Annotated in this window: 12 protein-coding genes; 3 read left to right on the top strand and 9 right to left on the bottom strand. The window is 49.7% G+C overall.

Annotated elements, in window-relative coordinates; all coding sequences use genetic code 11:
• The 7 genes from ACJJI3_RS21760 to edd all read right to left on the bottom strand — a co-directional run bounded on the left by ACJJI3_RS21760 (window position 1) and on the right by edd (window position 13197).
• Complete coding sequence (locus ACJJI3_RS21760; protein ID WP_444940912.1) at window positions 1-4890, bottom strand: RHS repeat-associated core domain-containing protein; 4890 nt, start codon at window positions 4888-4890, stop codon at window positions 1-3.
• Between the two features lie 879 nt (window positions 4891-5769).
• On the bottom strand, window positions 5770-7206 hold the full coding sequence (gene pyk, locus ACJJI3_RS21755) for a pyruvate kinase (RefSeq protein WP_444907446.1): 1437 nt from the start codon (window positions 7204-7206) through the stop codon (window positions 5770-5772).
• 118 nt (window positions 7207-7324) lie between these two features.
• Window positions 7325-8359, bottom strand: a complete 1035-nt coding sequence (gene gap / locus ACJJI3_RS21750; RefSeq protein ID WP_444915692.1) for a type I glyceraldehyde-3-phosphate dehydrogenase — start codon at window positions 8357-8359, stop codon at window positions 7325-7327.
• 75 nt (window positions 8360-8434) lie between these two features.
• Window positions 8435-9061, bottom strand: a complete 627-nt coding sequence (locus ACJJI3_RS21745; protein ID WP_444940911.1) for a bifunctional 4-hydroxy-2-oxoglutarate aldolase/2-dehydro-3-deoxy-phosphogluconate aldolase — start codon at window positions 9059-9061, stop codon at window positions 8435-8437.
• A gap of 21 nt (window positions 9062-9082) precedes the next feature.
• Entirely contained in the window at window positions 9083-9793 is a 711-nt protein-coding gene (pgl, locus tag ACJJI3_RS21740) for a 6-phosphogluconolactonase (protein ID WP_444940910.1), read from the bottom strand.
• Window positions 9794-9862: 69 nt separating this feature from the next.
• Entirely contained in the window at window positions 9863-11323 is a 1461-nt protein-coding gene (zwf, locus tag ACJJI3_RS21735; protein WP_444940909.1) for a glucose-6-phosphate dehydrogenase, read from the bottom strand.
• A 53-nt stretch (window positions 11324-11376) separates the two neighbouring features.
• On the bottom strand, window positions 11377-13197 hold the full coding sequence (gene edd, locus ACJJI3_RS21730; RefSeq protein WP_444940908.1) for a phosphogluconate dehydratase: 1821 nt from the start codon (window positions 13195-13197) through the stop codon (window positions 11377-11379).
• An 828-nt stretch (window positions 13198-14025) separates the two neighbouring features.
• Here edd and ACJJI3_RS21725 point away from each other — a divergent pair.
• A complete protein-coding gene (locus ACJJI3_RS21725) occupies window positions 14026-15072 on the top strand; it encodes a LacI family DNA-binding transcriptional regulator (protein WP_444940907.1) in 1047 nt (348 codons plus the stop codon).
• A 29-nt stretch (window positions 15073-15101) separates the two neighbouring features.
• Here the strand turns inward: ACJJI3_RS21725 and nagA are convergent, their stop codons facing one another.
• The gene (gene nagA, locus ACJJI3_RS21720; protein WP_444940906.1) at window positions 15102-16232 is read right to left on the bottom strand and encodes an N-acetylglucosamine-6-phosphate deacetylase; all 1131 of its coding nucleotides are present in this window, start codon (window positions 16230-16232) and stop codon (window positions 15102-15104) included.
• 32 nt (window positions 16233-16264) lie between these two features.
• Window positions 16265-17263: a glucosamine-6-phosphate deaminase NagB-II gene (gene nagB-II, locus ACJJI3_RS21715; protein WP_413663100.1), complete on the bottom strand. Its 999-nt coding sequence runs from the start codon at window positions 17261-17263 to the stop codon at window positions 16265-16267.
• 262 nt (window positions 17264-17525) lie between these two features.
• Here nagB-II and ACJJI3_RS21710 point away from each other — a divergent pair, with 262 nt between their 5' ends.
• Window positions 17526-18392 carry a DUF6279 family lipoprotein gene (locus ACJJI3_RS21710; protein ID WP_444940905.1) on the top strand — a complete coding sequence of 289 codons (867 nt, stop codon included), beginning with the start codon at window positions 17526-17528 and terminating at the stop codon, window positions 18390-18392.
• A 192-nt stretch (window positions 18393-18584) separates the two neighbouring features.
• Window positions 18585-19859, top strand: coding sequence for an aspartate aminotransferase type Ic (locus ACJJI3_RS21705; RefSeq protein ID WP_444940904.1), 1275 nt, complete (start codon window positions 18585-18587; stop codon window positions 19857-19859).
• Window positions 19860-19870 lie beyond the last annotated feature (11 nt).

Below are 19870 nucleotides of genomic sequence, written 5' to 3'. Positions count from 1 at the left end.
TTAGATAAAGTCTTGCGCCCTAGCTTTCCAGTATTTCTTTTTCCATTTATTAAACGGCCTACGATCCATTGATGGCGGAGCACTATTATATCTACGCCTTACTCCATCAGGGCCAACCCAAGTTTTATCCCATTGATTTGAGTACATATGCAAAACACGATCGTTTTCAGAGTGATAACTTGATGCAATCTCCAACATAGGCCCCGGCTCATCTTGAATGACATGGTGTAAGTTAACCTCTAAACTATCAGGCCCTATTGGCGCATTACCTTTCAGCATTCTATCTAAATTTGAAACACCATTTTCATCTATTCGATTCGGATCGATTAAATCATCACGCTGGTAGACGGTTCTACCTTCTACTGTATTTTTTCGCCACTTCTTTTTCTTTACCGTCGAGGCAGTGCCAGAAGAACCTTCCCCCTCTTTACACTTCAAACCGAACGGATCAATCCACTCTATCGGATTAGGCGCGTACTTATAGTTATTTACACCTCCGTACAGTCCAATCGGATCCTGCTGAGTAAACTCCCCAACCTCAGGATCATAGAACCTAAACCGATTGTAGTGCAGCCCAGTCTCCTCATCGAAGTACTGCCCTTGGAAGCGAATAGGCTGTTCAATCTGATTTTTATGGGCTAACGCTATATTGCCATAGCTTTTATAGGCAACACTCCAAACCACGGCACCTTCCTGATTGGTAAGAGTATCAGGAGTTCCTAGATGATCCAGATGGTAGTGGAAAATCTGTTCGTCTTCTTTCAGTGCAACAGGCTTAAAGGTGCCTGGCTCGAAGTAGTAAGTCCGAGTATTCAGTTCCTGCCGCGTTTGGATATCAGATTTGCTTTCACGAAGCAGGACATCCCCATACCAGAGAAAGTTAGTGTATTCACTGGTGGTTCTCTTACCAACACGACGGCCCAGTGGGTCGTACTGGTAGTGAATCTCTTGTTGAAGCTGCTCAGCTCCTTCCTCTACCTTGAGTTTTTCTACCCATACCAACTGTTGACGAGCATTGTAATGGTATCGGGTCTGTAGCTTCTGTCCTTTACCCCGCAGCTCGGCGATACGATTGCCGTGGATGTCGTAACGGTAGTGGGTATCACCACGTAAGGCTAAACGATTGCCTTTGACTTGAGTGGCGCCAGCCTGCTGTTTGGCTTCATCTTTCGAATTAGCGGCAGCAAGAATATTGTGTGCAGGGTCGTGCACAAAATACTCTGGGTTGGGGCCATCAACCTGGGTTAGGCGATCCAGGGTATCGTAGTGGTAGCTACGCGTACCACGGAGACTGTCCTCGATTTTGGCAATCTGACCAGCTTTATTGTACTGGTAGCTACGCTCCAGAATTGAGTTTGTACTTAGGGTTGGATCTGATACCGGACCGCTGACTTTACCCAGACGCAGTTTTTGCAGGCGCCCCTGAGGATCATAATCTCGCTGGCTCTCCAGCCCATTACCGTGCTTGCGCTGGCTCTCCCTACCCTGCTCATCGTGATTGATACTGGTAATCAGTTGATCCGTATCACTGCCTAATGGGCGGCGGTGCAGGCTTTGGAATTGGCCGGCGGGGTTAAAGGCGAAGTTGAGCACTTCGCCATCGGGTAAGGTCGTGGCGATGCGGTTGCCTGCCGCATCGTAGTTATGGGTGAGTTTATCCTTGCCCTGCCAATCCGCAGTTACGCGGCCATTGGCATCGTATTCCCAGCGCAGCTTGCGGTGGGCATTTTCTGCTTCGATCAGCTGGCCACTGCGGTTATAGCGGAAATTGGTTGCACCATCAGGGGTGACTTCTTCCAACAGGCGGCCAAAGGGGTCGCGCTCGAAGATGGTATCAATACCCTTGCCGGTATCAGCATCAGTGACTGCCCTGGAACTAATCAGGTGCCCGGCGCTGTTATACGCATAGCGAGTAACACGTCCATCGAAACCCACTTCTTCGATCAGTCGCTCATTGAGGTCATATTTCAGCTGGTAACGTTCACCATTTTCATTGGTGAGGCCAATTAAGTTGCGCTCACCATCATAGTGGTACTCCAGGCGGCTACCATCCGGGTTGGTGCGTGTTTTAACCTGGCTGAGACCATCATAAGCGTAACAAGTGCTACGGCCTTCGGAGTCAGTAATTTCCGCGAGCAATCCTTGGGGGTTGTAGCTATATTGAGTGCGGGCACCATCCGGGGTAATGACCGCGTGGATACGGTCTTGGGCGTCGTATTCATAGCGAGTAATTTGGCCTGGGGCATGCTGCACTTCTTCCAGACGGCGGGCACCATCGTAGCGGTAGTGCTGAGTGCGGCCCATGGGGTCTTTGACCGCTGCCAACTTGCCTTCGGGGTTCCATAGATAGCGGGTGGCGTTGCCCAAGGGATCGGTAACACTGCCGATCAATCCTACCGGGTTATAGCTATATCGGGTGCTACTGCCAAGAGGGTCTTTGGTCGTGACGATCTGGCCTTTCTTGTTGTATTCACGTTGCCAGGTGTTACCACTGGGGTCAGTAACTTTGGCTGGCAGGCCTTCACTATTGTATTCGATGCGGTGGCTATTGCCGGCGGCATCGGTCTTTTGTATCAGGCGACCCTGGTCATCATATTTATAGAACTCCTCACGCCGACTGCCATCATCGCTGGGCAATTGTACTTTGGTAACTTGGCCCAGCTCGTTGTAGCTGTAGAGGGTCTCTCCGCCTTCAGGGGCGCGCTGATAAATCGGTAGGGCTCGATCGTTAAAGCGGTAACGTTCCTGTCCGCCACGGGTATCCGTAACGGTAACCCCGTGACCATCCTCATCCCAGTCAAACTCGTAGTTGTAGGTGGCCTGCCCATCAATAGAATCGCCCCATTGGCGTACACAGCGGGCAGAAGGGCCCTCTCTATCCCATTCAAAGTAGAAGCGGTAACCGGTTTTTAAAGTACGCTTCGAAATAATATGCTGATGATATTCATATTGCTCACTGTAGCCATCCGCATCGGTGGCTTTTATCAGATCGCCTTCATCACTGTATTCGTACTTAGCCAGTATTTTAATGCGACCATCGCGAGTTTCTTTTTTCAGTTCGCCAATGCGCAGACTATTCGACTGCCCTTCGGGCGGGCTGATATGCAGAGCTTCACCAAGGCTGCTCTCGATACAAATCAGACGCTCATCGATATAGTGGAAGAGGTAATAGTTACCATAACCATCGCGAATCTCGGACAACTTTAAGGCACCATTATTACCCATAGCCTTAAAGTGTTTCTGAATACCATTTAAAGCACCGTAAGGAGTTACAACCCAGTGCTCATCATTGATGCGAGTCAGCGATAACTTTTCCACCACATTGTGGCTTCGACCACTATTACCTGGTGCAGGCAAACTAATTACCCGGCCTTCTGCATCGTAAAGCTGTACCGCTTTGCCTGGACGCCAGACCAAGTGTTCATTTAATGTATGAGTCCAGCCATGGCCCAAGCCAAAGTCTTTACTGTTACTACTGCGATACGTGCGGGTTAAGATCAACGGCAATGGGCCATCCAGTACCGCATCTACCAAGGAGAGGTTCTCTTCCCCGGTTTTTAAGTTGACTGGCTCACCGCCGAAACAGGTATTCGCTTCACATTGTGCCTCATCACCTTCCGGGGTCTGCCCTGTTGCTTCAGTAGTATTATCGGGTTCGTCAGTATTGTTCGCTTGGTTATTCTCTGCTCCATTTGAATCACTATTGGAGTTACTGTTGCTTTGGCTGGAGTTTGAAGCTGAACTATTGCCCGAGTTACTTGTGCTAGAGCTGCTTGAAGATGTACCACTAGAACTGGTGGGTGCCGCCGCTTCAGAGGAACTCAAATCGGAGAAGTTAGCGCCTTCTCCTCCCTTAGCGTTGCCACCCTTTTTCTTGGAAACTAACTGTTGCTGCCTCTTCAGTTTCGCCAAGTCCAACATCAGCTCGCCGACATTTTTAAAGGACTTCAGCAGGCGTGCATTTTTGACCATAGCTACAGCTGCACCGACGCCTCCAGTTATCGCAGCAAGGACGATAGTAAGGATAATTTCAAATGCTCCGCCACCAGCTATTTCGGTAATTTCCAGGCTGTGCTGTGCTTTTACATAATCCTGGGCAAAGCGGAAAATAATCTCGCGCAGGGCCGGATCATCATAAATAATTTGAGCAACATCAAATGCCAAATCCAGTTGCTGTTTTGTAATCTTTGAAGGGTCAAAACCGAGTACATCCACCACTTCCTTTTGTAAGTCCGTGACGTATTCCTGGCCAGATTCTGTAAAGCTTTTGTCATTCCAGAAGTAATTTGCTGTGGCAACACCCAGCCTTTGAGACTGACGCATGGGATTCAGCATTTGCGCCACTTCAAGCACATCTTTTGTCCATACCGCCAAGCCCCAGGCGGCATTGCCAAAACCGGTCGCGCCACTTTCAATATAGGCACCCACTTTTTCCAGGGTTGAGCGCTTCTCATGCTGCTGCTGGATTTGGGCCGCCTCTGCCCTCTCCTGGGCAATAATTTGCTGTAGGCCGATACGAATCTTGGCAATCAACTCAGCCTGTTTGTCAGCAATTACGGCAGCTGCTGTTGGCGCTTCTTCAATAATCAGTCGATTCTGGATTAAAGCGCGATAAACCTCTCGTTCAGAAGAGGACAAATGGCCGGGCGGCTCAGATAGGGGCCCCAGGAAGATTGTGCCCGAGGTACCCGCTTGAATACTGGTACTGAGCAAATTGCAGGAGCTACCTCCCAGGCTGAAAAAGTGCTGGTAAATTTTCTCAATAACCGCATCGTCGAACATCGAAAGCAAGTGGCCGGCATCGACCTGCACCGGAATCCCCAGCGGGTACGTCCACCCTACTCTCACTTCGTACTGGATGCCCTGCTTATTTTCAACACGTAGCTGCATGATAATCCTTTAAACACTTACGCCTATCTGGACCTAGTGGGGACCTAATTCAGTTAACTCTCACCCGCGAACATTAGGGAACCCCCAAAGAACTCCGGTAAGCTTTCGATTCCGTCTATTTTTCGAACAAAATGCCCTTAAGCTGAAACCAGCGTGACTTCAACTGAAAATTCCTCCGGGCTTTGTCGGCGTCGATTAAAATCGAAATTGAAAGACCAGCCAATACCACGCCATTACACAACGAAGCCGCTGAGAAGAACATTCTCTATCCAAAAAAGGGAGCTTAAGGGCTACCGTGCTAGAAGAATACTAACGATTAGATTCTTATCTTCCTTGTCAATCTAAAGAGGTTAAGAATCCAGGTGGCGCCGAATAAAACATAGGGCTGAGATCTACTTCGCGAGGTTACCGCAAATTAGGTAAATACGGTAGATAGCAAGTGTTAAGCTGAGTCGCGAAGCTTTCGGGAACAGTGATCAAAACTTCAGTAATGAAGAATTAGACTAAAACTATCATCGATTAATTTTTAATAATCAAATAAATATAGTACCTGCGTATTAGAAAAATATCCCGCAATACAATTTATATGAACAATTATTGTCCAATTAATTACAGTAATTGGATAATTTCCCAACAGCGAGCATCAATATTCCGTTATTGATAAAAGCATCTAATTAGATAACGTTTGGCAGACCGTGAAATTGAATTTTTAAATTTGTGACACTTATCACAAAACAATTCAGTTACAGGCTGAGGGATAGGGGAAAATCAGCAAACATGAATAGCTGGAAAATAGCGTTAACTGCAAATAAAGCGCGTATGGGTTGAAGTAGGCCCAGTAACCTCATTATCAGGTGCCTGGGCCTTTTTTCAGAAAGCCTATTCGATCTCTTTGATCCGCATGGAGTTGGTGTGCCCACCCATATTGAGGCGTTCCCCCTGGGTAATCAGTACCCGCTGCCCTTTCTGCAAATCGATTCTAGAGCTTAATACCTCGATAACCGCTTCGGTTAAATGTCCCAGGGGAACTGAAGCCGGATCAAAGCTCACTGTCTCTACTCCCCGTAACAGCATCAGCTGGCGAGCGATCTTAGGGTGCCGGGTTAGTGCATAGATCGGCAAGCGAGTATTTGCACGGGACATCATTCTCGGTGTGCGGCCAGACTCGGTCAGTGCGGCTACAGCACAGAGATTCTCCACGCGCGTTGCAACATCAATCGCCGCCTGGGCAATTACAGTATCGATTAAAGCTGAAGAACCGTGGTCCTCTGCAGTGTAGGGAACACTGCCCAAATACTGTTCAGCGCCGATAATCACTTCACTCATAGATTCCACAGCGGCAACCGGGTAATCGCCTGCAGCTGTTTCCGCCGACAGCATAACTGCATCGGTACCGTCCAGCACCGCATTGGCAACATCCATCACCTCGGCACGGGTAGGAGTCGGGCTGGTAATCATCGACTCCATCATTTGTGTTGCAGTGATTACGGCGCGATTGAGAGCATTTGCGCGGTTGATCAGTTTTTTCTGCACCCCGACCAGAGCGGGATCACCGATCTCTACCCCCAGGTCACCTCTAGCTACCATAATCGCATCAGAAGCCAGGATTAGGCTGTCCATTTGCTCATCATCGGCAACAGCCTCGGCCCTTTCAACTTTGGCGACAATCGCTGCTTGGCTACCAGCCTCTGCCATGGCTTTGCGAGCAGTATCCAGGTCTTCCGCACAACGCGGGAAACTGACTGCGAGGAAATCCACTTCGAGATCTGCTGCCAGCTTGATATCCCGGTAGTCTTTTTCTGTCAGTGCCGGTGCAGACAGGCCGCCGCCCAATAAGTTGATGCCCTTGTTATTCGACAGCTTACCGCCTTGTAAAACCCGGCAATAGAGCTTGCTTGGCGTAGTGCCGGTTACTTCGAGACGAATCTTGCCGTCATCCAACAGCAGGATATTGCCGGACTGGCAGTCGCTGATCAGGCTTGGATAATCTACTCCAACGCGGTGCTCATCTCCCCCTTCAACCGGGCAATCCAGGTCGAGGGTAAATTCGTCATTGTTTTCAAGCTGTACACTGCCCTTGGCAAAACGGGCAATGCGGATTTTGGGACCCTGCAAGTCCCCCAAAACCGCAACAATTTTTCCCTGCGCTTCGGCGGCATTGCGCACCTCTGTAACGCGGCGTCGGTGATCCTCCGCCGATCCGTGAGAAAAGTTCAGACGTACAACGTTCACCCCAGCGCGAATCATTTCATCGATTACGCGAGGCTTGTCCGTACCCGGGCCTAAGGTTGCTACGATTTTTGTATGGCGAATCATAAGATCCCGTCATCTAATAATTTGAGAAGGAGGTTCAGAGGGCTATCAAACAGGAATTCTATGTCCATTTAATGGCCCTCAGTAATTGAATTACCAAAATATGGTAAATGAGGGGGGATCAGGCGGATTCAGCAACAGGCTGCTTCAACTGAAGTGACTCAGCCATTGCCAGACTGGTATCCAACATACGGTGGGAGAAGCCCCACTCGTTATCGTACCAGGCCATGACCTTCACCAAGTTACCATTCACACGGGTGTGATTCGCATCAAAGTGACTGGAGGCACTGGTGTGATTGAAGTCCACAGATACCAAGGGCTGATCGCAGTAAGTCAGTACACCACCACTGGCCTGAGCAGCTTCCTGCATAATGCGGTTAACTTCTTCGGCGGTGGTGTCACGGCCGGCAATAAACTGGCAGTCCACTAGAGACACATTGCTTACCGGTACACGGACGGCCATACCATCGAGGCGACCTTTTAACTCAGGCAATACCAAACCAACCGCTGCAGCCGCACCTGTTTTGGTAGGGATCATATTATCCGCCGCCGCACGGGCACGATAAATATCTGCGTGCACCGCATCTTGGGTATTCTGGTCATTGGTATAGGCGTGCACGGTGGTCATAAAGCCGCGCTCAATACCCAATTCACGATGCAGTGCTTGAGCTACAGGTGCCAGACAGTTGGTAGTGCAGGATGCATTGGATACCACACGGTGATCCGCAGTGAGATTGCTGTCGTTTACACCGTAAACAACTGTGAGATCCGCATCTTTTGAGGGTGCAGAAATCAGCACTGCAGCGGCACCGGCTTCAATATGGGCAGAAGCGGAAGCGCGATCGGTAAAGCGGCCAGTACACTCCAGGACTAAATCCACACCCAATTGCTTCCAAGGCAATTTGGAAGGGTCGCGCTCCTGGCAAACCTGAACTCGATCACCACCAATAACCAGAGAATCACCATCGACTTTGACGTCTGTACCAAAGCGACCGTGAATAGTATCGAAGCGAGTAAGGTGAGCATTAGAAGCTACCGGAGCGAGATCATTAATCGCGACCAATTGAACACGATCGCTGTAGCCTGATTCATAGATAGCTCGGGTGACATTTCTACCGATACGACCGTAACCATTAATGGCAATTTTAATTTTCATCTCGCTTTACCCTCTTTATATGCTTCTGGTTTTTCAAGTGGCACCCGCTTGCGAGTGCACCATACCGAGTGTGTGTTATTTCAATTCCGCAGCTTGTTTTGCCAGACGAGTAATCTCTGCCCAGTTCTTTTCACGAACCAGAGTGCTGCTCGCCATCCAGGAACCACCGACACAGACCACATTGTTCAGAGCCAGAAAGTCCGGGGCATTTTGAGGCCCTATACCACCGGTGGGACAAAAGCGAACGTCCTGTAGCGGACCGCCAATGGATTTCAGCATTGGCACTCCCCCTGCCGCCTGGGCTGGGAAAAATTTCTGGTAGCGATAACCACGCTCGTAGAGGCGCATCACTTCTGAAACACTGGCAGCACCAGGCAGCAGCGGTACTTCACTGCCTTCAGCAGCATCCAGTAAGCGGTCGGTTGCGCCGGGGCTCACCATAAAGCTGGCGCCGGCTTCGATAGAGCGACGCAGATCATCACCATTGAGCACCGTGCCAGTTCCCACATGGGCTTCCGGCAGGTGTTTTGCAATTTGTTCAACAACTTCCAGGGCTGCCTCAGTGCGCAGGGTTACCTCAAGTACTTTCAGGCCACCTTCAATCAAAGCGCCGGCAAGAGGGAGGGCATCTTCAACTTTATCTACAACCAGTACTGGGACAACGCCAGCTACCTGCAAAATCTCGGCGATATTTTTCTGCATCAGTTAATTCCAAATCTCTCGTTAAGGCGCCCAGTAAACAGTGACTGGTTTCAGCCCCTGCTTAAGAATACTGCGCACCGGCATTTCCAACTCATCACTGCCGAGCAACGCCTCGCGGTAAACTTTTAGCTTCTCTTCACCAGTGATCAACAACTTGATATTGCGCGCTTGCAAAATTGCACTCAGGGTCAAAGTCATACGCTCGGTATTGGAGCCGGTAACTTCACTCTGATTAGCAGTAATTGCCTTGCACAATTCTTGTGAATCAGGATTTAGTGCATCCTGTAAGCCCTGTGCATGGGGGAATAGTGATGCGGTGTGGCCGTCACTGCCCATACCCAGCAGACAAACATCAAACGGTTTCTGCAACTCGCTATATGCGCGCTCACAGGCTTCTTCACCTTCAGCGGCTGTTGCATGTGAGTTTTTCATACCCAGGAAATTGGCTTCGGCGCCAAACTTCTGTAAAAGCGACTTCTCAATAAAAGCTGCGTTACTACCGCTTTCGGTTTTTTCTACCCAGCGCTCATCAACGAGAGCCGCTGTAATTTGCGACCACGGAAGCGGGCGTTTGGATAGCTCGCGATATACTGATTCCGGCGTACTGCCGCCAGATACCAGGAAACTTGCGTGATTATTTTCTTTAATACCTTTTTGCAGTTCGCAAGCACAATCGTGGGCTAGAGCCTGCACCAGGCGCTCGCGATCTTGGAAAAATTTTTCTTCAGCCATGGATTCTTCCATTTCTCTTAGTGGAAACCGGCGCGGTAAAATTAATAGCTGCGCCGGCTTTCCAAATTATTACTGCGCGTTAAACCAATGACGATCACTGCGTGACAGCAGTTTTTCTGCCTCTTCTGGCCCCCAGCTACCTGCAGGATAGGGCTGCGGCTGATTAGCCGTTTCGCGCCAATGCTCAATAATTGGATCCACCCACGCCCAGGCAGCAGCAACTTCGTCACGGTGGATAAAAAGCGCGGGATTATTTGCTGCAGCATCCAACATCAGGCGTTTATAAGCGTCGCTGCGGAAGCTGTCGTAAGTATCAGAAAGGGTTAAATTCAATTCAGCCGGTTGCAACTCGGTGGTGAGACTGTCCATTTTCTTCGCCATCAAAACCAGTTTGATACTTTCTTCTGGCTGTAAGCGAATAACCAAACGGTTGGGAACAATCTTTCCGGCTGACTCATCGTATACATGATGAGAAATATTTTTGTATTGCACTACAATTTCGGCACAACGCTTTTCCATGCGTTTGCCAGTACGCAAGTAAAACGGCACCCCTGCCCAACGCCAACTATCGATATGCGCTCGAATGGCAACGAAGGTTTCGGTTGAACTGGTTCCACTGTCGAGTTCATCGAGATAACCAGGAACATCACTGCCATTGATTTGCCCAGCTATATACTGGCCACGCACAACGTTTTTATCGACCAAATTACCGATAAGCGGGCGCAAAGCCTCAAGTACCTTAATTTTTTCTGCACGGATATTCTTCGCCGACATACTGTTGGGAGATTCCATGGCGATAAGGCACAGCAGTTGCAGCAGATGGTTTTGCACCATATCCCGCATAGCACCAGTTTCATCATAAAAACCCGCGCGCCCTTCCAGGCCTACGGTTTCTGAAATACTGATCTGGATATGATCAATGGTTTTTGCATCCCAAAGATGCTCAAACAATACATTGCTAAAACGCAGTGCAAGAAGGTTTTGGACAGTTTCTTTACCCAGGTAGTGATCGATACGGAAGATACTATCTTCCGGGAAGTAACTGGCAATTTTACTGTTGATTTCATCAGAGGTTTGAGCGTTATAGCCCAATGGCTTTTCCACTACGACTCTGGAATTTCCAGTAATAAGGCCTTTTACGGAGAGGTTTTCACAACAGGGGCCAAATACCGCGGGCGGTATTGCCAAATAGAAAATACGAACCCGCTCTGAGTCAGAACCGAGAATTTCTGCCAGGTGATCCCACTGGCTATCCGGTACGGCGATATCCAGTGCGATCGGACAAAGTAAATGGCTAAATTGGTCCCAGCTCGAAGCACTGTACTCACCCTCACGGAGATATTTTTGCAGTGCCTGGTGGGCTGTATCGATATATTGATCAACATCTGACTGGCGGCGACACACCGGAAGGATGCGACAGCCCTCAACCAAGCTGCCCTCTCTAAATGCTCGGTAAAGCGCCGGTAGTAACTTGCGCAGTGCAAGGTCTCCGCCTCCACCAAATAACACCATATCAAAAGGGTTAATCATAAATTTTGCTCTGAGATCGTTCTTGTCTCGGAGCCTTACTGGCTCCGCAATAATCAATAAAGAATACTTGCACCGGTCTCTGCACCGCTGGCAAGCCCGCGCATATTAGCGAATAGTTCACGGCCGGTTCCACGGGCACTTGCCGACAGATCACACTGAGCCGGTTCGCGAGCATTAAATTCAGCTTCGTCTACCAGTACGCGCAGGACGCCAGCCTCTGAATCCAGCTCAATCATGTCACCCTCTTGCACCTTGGCAATCGCGCCGCCCTCTACGGCTTCCGGTGACATATGAATAGCAGCCGGTACTTTTCCGGATGCACCGGACATGCGCCCGTCTGTAACTAGCGCCACTTTAAAACCACGATCCTGCAGTACGCCCAGAGTCGGTGTCAGCTTGTGCAGTTCCGGCATACCATTGGCGCGAGGCCCCTGGAATCTCACTACAGCGACAAAGTCACGCTCTAGCTCACCGGCTTTGAATCGCTTGAGCAGGTCGTCCTGGTTATCCAGAACAATGGCCGGAGCCTTCACTTTGAGGTGCTCAGATTTAACCGCAGAGACTTTGATTACACTGCGTCCCAGGTTTCCTTCGAGCAACTGCAAACCACCATGCTGGGAGAAAGGGTCTGTGGCTGGACGAATGACCGTCGTATCACCGCTCTCTTCTGGAGTGGGTTTCCAAACCACACCGCCGCCAGCATCACTGTTGAGGAAGGGGTCTTCACAGTAGGGTTCGAGACCGGAATTACCGAGTACTGTGTGAACATCATCGTGTAAAAGGCCAGCGGAGCGGAGTTCGCGAATCAGGAACTGCATACCCCCGGCTGCGGCAAAGTGGTTAATATCCGCAGTGCCGTTCGGGTAGACATGACAAAGCAGCGGCACCACTTCAGAGAGGTCTGCCATATCCTGCCAAGTCAACTGAATACCTGCTGCACGCGCCATCGCAATAAGGTGCAATGTGTGGTTTGTGGATCCGCCGGTAGCGAGCAATCCCACCACTCCGTTGACGAATGCTTTTTCAGTGAGAATTTTAGCTACCGAAGTGTGCTGGCTAGGTTCAGTAATTTTTACCAATTGCGCCACAGCAGCTTCATTTAATGCCGAGCGCAAATCAGTACCGGGGTTTACGAAGGAACTGCCGGGCAATTGCAGCCCCATAATTTCTACCAGCATCTGGTTACTGTTGGCAGTGCCGTAAAAGGTGCAGGTGCCGGCACTGTGGTAGGAAGCACTCTCGGCTTCCAATAGTTCAGAGCGCCCTACTTTGCCTTCAGCATAGAGCTGGCGAACCCGGACTTTTTCCGCATTGGACAGGCCAGTGGGCATTGGACCCGCAGGTACAAAAATTGAAGGCAAGTGGCCAAAAGAAAGAGCACCAATAACCAGGCCGGGGACAATTTTGTCGCAGATACCCAGGAATATGGCTCCTTCGAAAACATCATGCGAAAGCGCGATTGCTGTGGACATGGCAATCACATCTCGCGAAAACAGGCTGAGTTCCATCCCTGCACGCCCTTGAGTCACCCCATCGCACATTGCCGGTACGCCACCGGCAACCTGGGCCGTTGCGCCATTGCGCGCAGCTGCCTCTTTCAATTGAGCAGGGTAGGCACCATAGGGCTGGTGAGCGGACAACATATCGTTGTATGCGTTGACGATACCCAGGTTCGGCCCCCGCCCAGAGGCGATCAACTGCTTATCACCTTCCGGAGATGCAGCTATTGCGTGGGCCAAGTTTCCGCAAGACACATGTGCCGCTGCCCGCCCTTCAATATGCGCTTTCTCAACCTGCGCCAGATACTCTGCACGAGTTTCTTCGCTGCGCTTAATGATGCGTTCGGTAACGGTCTGAAGCTTGCTGTGAACCATGACTATTCCGTAATAACTCTGTTGAGGTGGTCTCTAGTTACAAAAACCACCAGGGTCACATTTCAGTGGCATCAGCCACCTGTGATTATCTTTCCGTGGAGCGCCTTTCGGCGGAATGGCTCCCACTGCAACCCTTTGGTTGTAGTGCCATCAATGTCCTATTGCCCAATCGTAAATCTGAAGCAGGAGGAACAAAGTTGCTTTTATCAGATCGCTGGAAACCCAATCATTCCAGCGGACAACCTTTCAGCCCACGGCAAGACTGCTTATGGAGACTCATGGGAAATCCTGTTATCGGGTAGAAATCTCACTTCCGAACCTCTTCCCGCTCTTAGAGCTGAATGTTAGTGATCCAACAATGCCGGAACCTCCTCCCCACTGAGGTGGTAGAGACTTTGGACGCCCGGCTTGAGTAATTCACCCAATCTGTAGCCACTCAATCTTATTGATGCGCATTATGTAGTAAAACTACAAAAATTTTCAAGAGGCTTCAAATAGTGATTGAAGATGTTGACCAGGGGAGACAGGCATATAGGAAGTATTTGGCGTAAAAGCCATCATTTTCTTTAATACCGGGAAACTTAATGCCTTCATTCAGTCACAAAGTGAAAGATTGGCCTTACTTAGGTGTAGGATTTTTACAGGCAAATGATAAAGTCTAGGAATCTCAAAGAATTGGGATAAAAAACTACAAATTACCCACAAATTAAGAAAGGAGGCGCACCCCATAAGCTAATTGCAGGCTCATAACTGTTAAAATCCCACCTTCCAGCAATACTTACTTGTCGATGCCAGTAAGGCCAAGGCTCAGATAGAACTAGTTGATGCATGAAAGTCACAATTAACGATGTTGCCGAGCGCGCCGGCGTATCTATCAAAACAGTGTCCAGGGTGATCAATAATGAGCCCTCTGTACGCGCAGCCACTCGGCAAAAAGTGCTCGACGCAGTCAAAAGCCTGAACTACACACCCAGTCTGGCAGCGCGGAATCTGGCGGGGACACACTCCTATTCCATCGCATTTATTTATGACAACCCTAATGCCCACTACGTTATCGATATGCAAAACGGCATATTGGAAGCCTGCAGAGCAAAAGGGTATGAGCTACTTATCCATCCTTGCAATTCGAAATCTCCAGTTATCCACAGCGACTTAAATAAACTGGTCGAGCACGGCAAAGTAGCCGGATTGGTCCTGACCCCCCCTTTTTCAGAGTCACCTTCTTTTATCGATACGCTCCAATCCATGAATGTGGAATTTGTGCGAATTATATCCTCCACCAATACAGAGAAAGCAAAGGGAAAGTCTATACAGATTGACGACCGCCAGGCCGCCTACAATATTACCCAGCATCTACTTTCACTCGGGCACAAGCGTATCGCTTATTTAAGCGGAGGCGAGGAGCACCTTTCCACATTGGGGCGCCAAAATGGATACAGCCAGGCACTCGAAGATGCAGGAATAGCAGTAGACCGACATTTGATTGTTGAAGGGAAATATTCATTTGAATCGGGCGAGATCAATGCAAGAAAGATCCTCGACAGCGACAAACCTCCCTCAGCAATATTTGCCGCTAATGACGAAATCGCAGCGGGCGCTCTATTTGCCGCCCGTATGTTAAAGATTGATGTTCCCGAGCAAGTCTCTATCGCAGGATTTGAAGACAGCCCATTTTCTCGACAAACCTGGCCCAAACTTACAACCGCACACCAACCCAACCAGGAAATCGCCCGCTCGGCAGCAGAATTACTGCTTGAGAAAATTCAGTGTAAAAGTTCAAAAGAACTCAATGGTTCTGGGCAAGAGAGTGAAACATACCGTAGCTTCACCCCCGAGTTAATTATTCGACAATCCACTGGCCCCGCGCCCAAATAACCCCTTCGGCTTAAGAGAGATCTGGAAAGTTAATTTTGTCGATAAATTTCACGCCCCAGGCTCCAGGTCCTATTCACTTGCAGATCCTCACCCAATAAAACCATATCCGCTCGGGCCCCTTCAGTGATTACACCTGCTCCCAGACCAAGGAACTGCGCCGGATACAAACTTGCCATGCGCAGCGCTTCCGGCAACTCAATCCCACACCGGTCGCGGATATTTTTAACCGCGCCGATCATATCCAAGTGAGAACCCGCTAATTCTCCGGTACTGGAGGTCAGTTTATCCCCTTCTCGTGTAACCACTCGATCAAATAGGGGAAAACTGGTGGCATCACTGCCCACTAGCGACATTGCATCGGTTACCAGTAACAACTTACCGCGAGGTTTTGCCTTCAAAGCTAACGCCATAGCGCCGGTGCTGACGTGGTGGCCATCGGCAATTAATCCACACCAGGCATCATCCCGGATCAGGGCTGCCCCCACCATACCCGGCTCACGCGAATGAAGCGGGGACATTGCATTGTATAAGTGGGTAAATCCTGTCGCTCCAGCATCCAATGCAGCTTCAACAACTTCAGCACTCGCATTCGAATGGCCGAGACAAACATGAACCCCCAGGGAAACCAACTTTCGGATATCGGATACCGATACACACTCTGGCGCCAGAGTGACCAAGCGGATTCCCAGGTCTTCCCGGGCGTAGAGGGAGAGCTCCTCATGACTCAAAGAGCGGATAAACCCTCCTTCATGGGTACCCTTTTTGGCCTCACTTAAATGCGGCCCCTCAAAATGTACTCCAATCACACCCGGAACACCGCTGGACAAGGCCCCACTTACCGCATCGGCTGCCCGCTGCATCACTGCAAAGCTATCCGTGATCAAGGTGGGCAGGAAAGCACTGGTACCAAACTGACTATGGGCTTCGCTTATTTTCTGAAGCGCATTAACTGAGGGCTCCTGATTAAACAGTACACCACCACCACCATTGACCTGGATATCAATAAAGCCCGGCACCAACAAACCCGGTAAGCGCTCAGCATCCGAACTGACACCCCCACCCACTGCGGAAATCAGTCCGCTATCTCCAATGGTGATAGCAACATCTGCAAGTATGCGCTCGCCATCAAATAGCTTTTCAGCAATCAGGATAACCCCCACTTCCCCCTCCCAAATACTATTTTCTGTTTTATTCAGACTGTCTGAGTAACTTTCTTTAAACCCGCCGGCTCATCGGGATTAATCCCCCGACTTACCGCCACGTGGGCCACATCGATATAAAAACGCTGCAACAGCGCCAGTGGAGCCACCCTCGGGTGAACCCCCTTACTCGGCACATGCAAATTAATCAGAGCCGCCCCACGCCGACGAATTTCATCGATCTGCTGGCTGTGTGTGGGGAATGACTCATCCTCGATTGGAACATTCACCACTGTCAATTTCCCTTCCACCAGCGTAACGGGGCCGTGCAAGAATTCCGCACTGGAATAGGACTCCGCATGAATATTGCAGACTTCTTTTAACTTCAGCGCCAGTTCCCGGGTAATCCCATAACCGGGACCCCGCCCCAAAACTACCAGATTTTGTACCGAGGCCAGGTTTTCCGGACGCAATTGAATTTCTGCCCGCACCGCAGATCTCAAAGTTTCCGGCAACTTTTCCAGAGCATTACAAAGAGCGGGATCCTGCGTCCAATTGGCGACCATCTGCAGTATCGCAGATAGGGTCGCCAGATAACTTTTCGTAGCTGCAACCGCTTTTTCCGGGCCAGCCTTTAAGGGAATTACCAGGTCAACCACATCTTTAATCGGCGCATCTTCATCGTTAAGCAAAGCGACTGTATAAGCCCCCTGCTCTCTCGCCATGCGGGCCTGAGTCAGAATATCTGGGCTTCTCCCAGACTGGGAAATGACGATAACCAGGGCCTCATCGAGCTTTAATTTGCGACCATAAACACTGGAGACCGACGGTGCGGCAGCAAAAGTAGGGGTACCAGTTTCAATCTCTATCAGATACTTGGCAAAGACGCCCGCATGATCAGAAGACCCCCTCCCCACAATCATCACAAAACGAGGAGGCTTCTGGCGCAGTCGCTCACCCAGATGAGACATTATATTGGCATTGGAATGCAGCTGTTCAGCAATCCTATCCGGCGCCTCACGAGCCTCAGCCTCCATGACCGTTGTAACCATAATACTTCCTACCTGACTCACACAAAATATGAACCCAGTTCTCACATTAATACCGAGCTCCACCAATCAGTCTATGCCCAGCAGTACTTCACCTCGGATAATTGACGCCATTAATCGTCCTGCTTTGTTTTCAAACGCCCACTAGCTCGCCAACCCGATACCCCATTACTGTCACAATAAAACTGGAATTGGGTATACCTTTTTAATCTATGCTTAAGGCACCCCTATCAGTCGCTGCCGATCATATCTACAGGAAGGATCAATGCCCCAAACCCCGGGCAGTTACACCACACAAAAATGGCGTTTAATCATTCTCCTTGTAGTTGCGAGCTTACTGAGCAGCTGCTCCAGCATTCAATTCGCCTATAACAACATTGATTATTGGATACGCTGGAAGCTTCGTGACTATGTCGACTTAAATTCCCAGCAAGAGCTGGAGTTTCAAGGGGCTCTTAACAGCTTTTTTCACTGGCACCGCCAAACACAGCTACCAAAATATGCCGATTTCCTGAGCCAACTGGCAGATAAAGTAGATCAAGGCCAACTTGAGAATCCTCAGCTGGCCCCAGTTGAAAAAGAGGTGTACCACTTCATCGAAAGCGCCAGTAACAACGCCTTCAACTTAATGCTTCCTATTGTGGCGCAGTTAACACCACAACAGATTGATCACCTGCAACACAACCTGGCCAAAAAGCAGCAGAAAACACTGGAAAAATGGCAGCGCTCGCCGTGGAAAATACAACGACACCGCGATCGGCAAATTCGCCGGGAGAGCAGGCGATGGCTGGGAAGTTTAACCGAGCAACAAAAGCAGCTGATCGCAGCCTGGGTAAAGCAGGTAGAGTACAACCCTGTTTTACGTAACGAACAACATATGATTTGGCAACAACATGCTATTGAGCTTATCCGACAGAAGCCTGATGGATACCAACAACAATTGCGCGGTCTGTTGGAAAACCCAGACCAACTTTGGTCCGACGAATATCGCAAGGCGCAAGAGCAGCGCAAAACCCAAGCTCGCGAACTGGGAGAACAAATTCTATCCAGTACCAGCCCCACACAACGCCGTCATCTAAGCAAAACTCTGCGCGACTATGCCCAGGACTTCCGCTCTCTAGCCAGCCAATAATCAGACGCCCAGATCCCAACACCACCGCCGAACTAATGAACGACATGACACCTCAAAAATCTAGCGTATCCAGAATAAATTCCACTCAATAGATTTCAAGAGAAACTAATAATCATGTGCGATTTCCTGCTGACGAAAGCGACCTAAGGCTGATAAGCTCGCCAACTCACATTACCAGCCAGGGGAATTCAAGTGCATATCGAATCCGCCACACAGGAACAATTGATCGAGTGGGAAAAAGAATTAAGCGCTCACTACAACAAGATCTGTCAACACGAGTTAAGCCTGGATATCACACGTGGAAAGCCCTCGGCGGAGCAATTAAAACTTTCCGATAAACTTGATGGAATTCTCTCCGGTGACTATCGAGCGGCAGACGGTACCGACACTCGCAACTACGGTGGCTTAATCGGTCTGACCTGCGCAAGGGAGCTGGGAGCCGAAATGCTTCAAGTGCCGGTCAACGAAGTGATTGCCGGAGGCAACAGCTCTCTTACACTGATGTATCACGCCCTAGTCACCGGTTACCTGTTCGGCTTTGCGGGCACTACCCCCTGGCGCAAATTAAAAGCTCCCAAATTTCTCTGCCCTGTTCCCGGCTATGACCGCCATTTTACGATCTGTGAGCAGCTGGGTATCGAGATGATTAACGTGCCCATAGGAGAGCAGGGGCCCGACATGGAGCTTGTGGAAAAGCTCGTGCGCGAAGACGCAGAGATTGTTGGTATCTGGTGTGTGCCCAAGTTTTCAAATCCAACAGGAGCCACTTACAGCAAGGAAACTGTAGAAAGATTGGCGCAGCTGGGACAGTTTGCCGGCGCCGGCTTCCGGATATTTTGGGACAATGCCTATTCGGTGCATGACATTGGCAACTATGTAAAACTGCCAAATATTCGCACAGCAACCCTGGAAAATGATACTGCAGACTCCGTAATACAGTTTGCCTCAACTTCAAAAGTCACCCACGCTGGCGCAGGCGTTGCGTTTGTGAGCGCCAGCCAGGCAAATCTCGATTCCCTCAAAGGCCAAATGCAGGCAATGACCATTGGTCCTGACAAAGTCAACCAATTGCGTCACTCGAGATTTTTTACCGAATACACCAGTCTGACAGAACACATGCATAAACATGCAGATATTCTTCGCCCGAAGTTCGAGTGTGTTCTGGAGCATTTACATAATGCCCTCACCGATGCAGATATGGGTACTTGGGAAAAACCTGAAGGGGGTTATTTTGTTTCCTTTAATACCCTTCCCGGTTGCGCAAAAGCAGTGGTTAAAATGGCTGCGGATGCTGGAGTAAAATTAACACCTGCCGGCGCTACCTTCCCTTATGGTAAGGACCCTGAGGACAGCAATATTCGTATTGCACCCAGTTTCCCACCGCTGGAAGAACTGGATACCGCAATGTCTGTTTTCGTCCTCTGTGTCAAACTGGTGAGTCTACGTAAAAAGCTTGGCAAAATTTAACCATCCAAAAT

The organism is Microbulbifer maximicatervae (SeqCode) (assembly GCF_052466985.1).
The sequence above is the reverse complement of the archived record's forward strand: the minus strand, read 5'-3'. Positions and strand labels throughout refer to the sequence as shown.